Genomic DNA, 5,103 nt, shown 5'->3' on the forward strand with positions numbered 1-5,103 from the left:
GGGTCATGGCCTCCCGCAGTTCTCCGATTTGATCGGCAATGGCTGTGGCATCTTCGGAGGGGGTGGTCTGGTTTGGGGGGTTGGCCTGTTGTTGCAGTTGCTCAACGACGGTTTGCAGTTCCCCAACTTGGGTTTCTAGGGATTCGGTTTTTTCGAGGGAGGTGGTCTGGTTTGGGGGGTTGGCCTGTTGTTGTAGTTGCTCAACGACGGTTTGCAGTTCCCCGACTTGGGTTTCTAGGGATTCGGTTTTTTCGCTGGGACTTTTTGCGGTTTCGAGTTGTTGTTGTAACTGTTGGACGGTTTCTCGCAAATGGTCAATTTCTTGGTTATCTGTGGGAGAATTCTCTTGATTTTGTAAGTGGTTGAGACTTTCTTGGAGGGAGTGAACGGTGTTTTTGAGGTCGTTGAGTTGTTGATGGTTTTGTTCTAAATGGGTCAGGCGATCGCGGATGGGATCAAGTTGATTTTGTAGGGGGTCTATGGCAGTATTTAGGGAAGCAATGGCCCCTTGGACTCTCTCCAATTGTTCTGCAATTTGTGGGTTCACTGCTTCGGCTTTTCGTTCTACCTCCTGCTGCTGTTCTCGCAGGGTTGCCACGTTCCCTTGAACTTGCTGTATCTCAGTTCTTAATTGGGGTTCAAGGGTTGTTAAATTTCCCTGTAATGTGTCTAATTGATTTTGCAATTCCTGAAGCGAAGATTCGTATTTTTCTCGAATTTCTTGCAGTGCAGTTTCCTGTCTTTCTTGCGTCTGATGACCCTTTTCTTCTAAGGTCACTTGTCGTTCCCGAATCGGCGCAAGCCGTTCTTCAATAGAGGTTAAACTTTCTGCAAATATCTTAAATTTTTCTTGAACTTCTGGCTGTATCTCTGCATTTTTTTTAAAAATTTTTTCTTGCTGACTTTGGATTTCCTCTAATCCTTGTTTAAAAGGAGTTAATTGTTCTAATTGGTGTTGATAAATTCCGGTTTCAACCCGCTTGCGATTAATAGCATTTAACCCTACTGTAACCGTTAACGGGGCTGCCGCAAAAATAGCTTGCTTCGTTACAACACCAGCTATTGTCCCCGATAACGAAGCCACAACCGCAAGATATTCAGTAATATCTAACCAATGATATTTAGGCTTGCCTTCCATAATTCCCTCCTTTATGATTATTATATGATGATTATAGATGTTATTAACTTTTCAAAAAAACAAAAACCGTACCCTAGTCAATTCAACTGGTAGATTAAACTGTATAGCACTTTCAAACCAAAACTGCAAGATCATCTCAAGTCACCGTTAAAGTCTTTCTCCCCTCTAGTTTGCATCTATTTTTCAAGGGTCCCAAGTCCTGATTACTGCTTACTGCTTACTGATTAACCTGAACCACTGAGTCTCAATCATGTTCCATGCTACCTTAACAGACTATCCCTATTCCACAACTCGTCCCATTATTTTAGGCAAACGGGGGGCCGTGGCCACCAGTCAACCTCTCGCTAGTTTAGCAGGAATGGAAATGTTACTCGCAGGGGGGAATGCGGTAGATGCGGCAGTGGCCATGGCCATTGCCTTGACGGTAGTTGAACCGACTTCCAATGGGATTGGGTCTGATGCGTTTGCGTTAGTCTGGGATGGGACACTGCATGGGTTGAATGCGTCGGGGAGGAGTCCACAAAGTTTTACTCCAGAGAAGTTTGCCGAGTTAAACTTCTCTGAAATGCCCAATTTAGGGTGGTTAACGGTGACTGTACCGGGGGCCGTCTCTGCATGGTATAACCTCTGGCAACGGTGGGGAAGACTCTCCTTTGAACATTTATTTGAACCGGCCATTCGTTATGCTGAGGAAGGGTTTCCGGTGTCTCCCATTACGGCCCAAGCGTGGAAACGGGCCGAACATCGTTATTTACCTCTCAAGGGCAAAGAATATCAGCCTTTTAAGCATATCTTTTTTCCCCACGATCGCGCCCCCAAACCCGGAGAAATGTGGCATAGTGCGGTTCATGGCTACACCTTACGCAGTATTGCCAAACATGGGGAGGAGAACTTTTATCGGGGGGAAATGGCCGAACAAATTGCCCATTTTGCCGATGATACAGGGGGATGTTTAACCTTAGAGGATTTAAAGGCCCATACCTGTGACTGGGTGACTCCGGTTTCGACACAATACCGGGATTTGACGGTGTGGGAAATGCCCCCCAATACCCAAGGGATTGCGGCCTTGATGGCCTTAAATATTTTAGAGGGGTTTGATCTGCAACAATATCCGCGTGATTCTGCGGAGAGTTTCCATTTACAGATTGAGGCCATGAAGTTGGCCTTTGCAGATATCAACCAGCATCTGGGGGACCCCCAAGCGATGCAGCTTACTCCCCATGACTTCTTAAATCCAGATTACGCCAAACAGCGACAGAAGTTAATCCGCGATCGCGCATTACCCACTGCCGAACCGGGTTTTATTAAAGGGGGGACCGTGTATCTTTGTGCCAGTGATGGGGAGTTAATGGTGTCTCTTATCCAGTCTAACTACGAAGACTTTGGTAGTGGGATTTTAATTCCCGATACGGGGATTGCCTTACATAATCGGGGGGCCTGTTTTACCCTAGAGGAGGGACACCCCAACCAAGTGGCCGCCAATAAACGACCGTTTCACACCATTATTCCGGGGTTTCTCAGTCAGGAGGGGCAACCTTTGGGGCCTTTTGGGGTGATGGGGGGCCAGATGCAACCCCAGGGCCATTTACAAGTGGTGGTGAATTTAGCTGACTATCAGATGAACCCCCAAAGTGCGTTAGATGCCCCACGCTGGCGGTTTTTACGGGACAATCATATTATTTTAGAGTCGGGGGTTGCGGACCATATTGCCCCCCATTTAGAGAGACGGGGCCATCAGGTGGCCATGACTTCCCAATCCCATCATTTTGGGAAAGGCCAGATAATTTTACAAGACAACGAGACATTAATGGCGGCCTCTGAACCGAGGGCAGATGGTTGCGCGATCGCGTTTTAGAAAAAGATTGGAGTTTAACAGACTGTAGTTCATTTCTGATTATGCAAGAACTCAATGTAACTGAAGTTCTTGCCCATGATAAACATTTTAGACAAGCAGGGTTTATTCCTTTGCTTGGCTCGTAAAATAGACTAGATTGCTGACGAATTATGACATCTGGTTAATCAACAAAAACCAACAACCAACAACCAACAACCAAGTTATTCTACCTCTAAACTCCGCAACCGATTTAAGGCCGCAGCGAGTTCAAAGCGTCGAAAAACGGCTAAATCCCCTTGGGGATAGTCGGTAATGATATCTAGACCATTTTTCTCGATATCAGCTAATACACGGTCGATTATTTCGGGAATGGTGCGTTGTTTGCCCATGTGACGGTCTTTGGCATAGACTAAAGCAGTGGCGATCGCGCGTAACTGGCCCACATTGACAATCTGCTCAACGGAACTTAAATCAATATCCTCCGTCCCAAAGGCCACTTCATCCACATCACGCACCTGTAATTTAACAGACCGCTTCCCCCGACTCGGATCAATACTATCGGCCACCGGAATACGAGGGGTAATCTCTCCAAACTCCTCCCCCCCTTCGGTTTCCCGATAGGTTGCGTGTTCCTCGGCGATTTTTTTGGCCTGTTGGGTGACTTCGTAGGGACAAAAATTATCCATGGCAATCACCGTATCCGCAACATCAAAATAATCCCCACTTCCCCCCATCACTAACAAGGTAGAAACCCCGTGGCCGTCGTAGAGTTGGCGGATTTTATCAATAAACGGAGTAATGGGTTCTTTTTCCTTTTGAATGAGTTGCTGCATCCGATGATCTCGGATCATAAAATTAGTCGCTGCGGTGTCTTCATCCACCAGTAACACCTTGGCCTCCACTTCCAACGCTTCCATAATATTCGCTGCTTGGGAGGTACTCCCACTCGCGTTAGGAGTCGAAAACTGTTGGGTGGAACGATTTTGCGGTAATTGATTAATAAACGGGGAAATATTCACTCCCGCAATACTGCGGCCATCCTCGGCCCGAATTTTCACCGCATGGGGATCAGTAACCACAAATTCCCGGCCATCATTGGGTAAATGATTATAAACCCCCACCTCAATGGCCCGTAAAAGGGTGGACTTGCCGTGATATCCTCCCCCCACAATGAGGGTAATTCCTTGGGGAATCCCCATTCCGGTGATTTTCCCTTGGTTAGGACAATCAAACTCTACTTCTAGAGACGGGGGAGACTGAAACGGGATGGCATTATCTTTCAACGGTCGGTCATCTACACCACTACGACGGGGTAAAATTGCGCCATTGGCCACAAAGGCCACTAATCCCCGTTCGGGTAACTGAGAACGAATATAGTCCGCATCTTCGACAGTTTCTACTTGTTGGCGGATTTTTTTGGGGTTGAGGGAATCGTAAAAGAGGGTGCGATCGACAATTTCGGGGATATCCTCACAAATCAATTCTGCGGCCTGACGGCCCAAAATCCGTCGTCCTCTAGCGGGTAATCCCACCACAAAACGCACTTCTATTTCCTTGTCATTCAGAAAAGTGGCCGTTCGGTCTAAGACTTCTTGGCCTAACTTGGCCATGGCAATTAACCCACTTTTCCCGGTCCCCCGACGGGAACTTAATGTCTTGGCGGCCTCGTCAAATTGCCGCGTCAGGAAGTCCCGGAGGGCAATTTCCCGACTGGGGGAGGTAAAGAGTTTGGGGGGAAAGTTGGCTAACGATTGGGGGACTTTCACCCGGAATTTACTGGGGGCCGCAAAGGGATCACCCTGAACATGATCGATGATCAGGGTAAAATCTTCAAAGTCATAACTGCCTTTTATATCTTTGTAGGCTTTATAACTGGCGTTATCTAGGCGATTTAGGGTAGAACGGAGTTGTGCAGAACTTGGCATAGTTATATTAGGCAGACACAAAAACTGCTTTTTAACTGTAACAGGCCAATGCTGATCCCTAAAATCGTGACATACTCCCACGCTCAATCGGAGATTAGAGCGTGGGCTTCTCCATCCCTGGAACGAGACTTCGCGTTTTTGAGTGAGGCGATGCCCAACCCCACTTTTTTAATCAAAATACCTGAACACAGATCTCTTGGCATAGA

At 47.1% G+C, this 5,103-nt stretch carries 3 protein-coding genes; 1 reads left to right on the plus strand and 2 read right to left on the minus strand.

Features of this window, described 5'->3' with window-relative positions:
- Window positions 1-1,138: hypothetical protein (locus PN462_RS03895; protein ID WP_272126657.1), on the minus strand; the 1,138-nt coding region annotated here is incomplete at its 3' end.
- Between the two features lie 250 nt (window positions 1,139-1,388).
- Here PN462_RS03895 and ggt point away from each other — a divergent pair.
- Complete coding sequence (gene ggt, locus PN462_RS03900; RefSeq protein ID WP_272126659.1) at window positions 1,389-2,993, plus strand: gamma-glutamyltransferase; 1,605 nt, start codon at window positions 1,389-1,391, stop codon at window positions 2,991-2,993.
- 200 nt (window positions 2,994-3,193) lie between these two features.
- Here ggt and PN462_RS03905 read toward each other — a convergent pair whose 3' ends face one another.
- Window positions 3,194-4,897, minus strand: coding sequence for an ABC-ATPase domain-containing protein (locus PN462_RS03905; RefSeq protein ID WP_272126660.1), 1,704 nt, complete (start codon window positions 4,895-4,897; stop codon window positions 3,194-3,196).
- Window positions 4,898-5,103: the final 206 nt, after the last annotated feature.

The sequence above is a fragment of the Spirulina sp. CS-785/01 genome (assembly GCF_028330525.1).
Classification (GTDB): Bacteria; Cyanobacteriota; Cyanobacteriia; order Cyanobacteriales; family Spirulinaceae; genus JAQMSD01.

Bases quoted from the DNA above. Each gene is read 5' to 3' on its own strand.
- ggt (WP_272126659.1), top strand. From the start codon at position 1,389: ATGTTCCATGCTACCTTAACAGACTATCCCTATTCCACAACTCGTCCC.
- PN462_RS03905 (WP_272126660.1), bottom strand. From the start codon at position 4,897: ATGCCAAGTTCTGCACAACTCCGTTCTACCCTAAATCGCCTAGATAAC.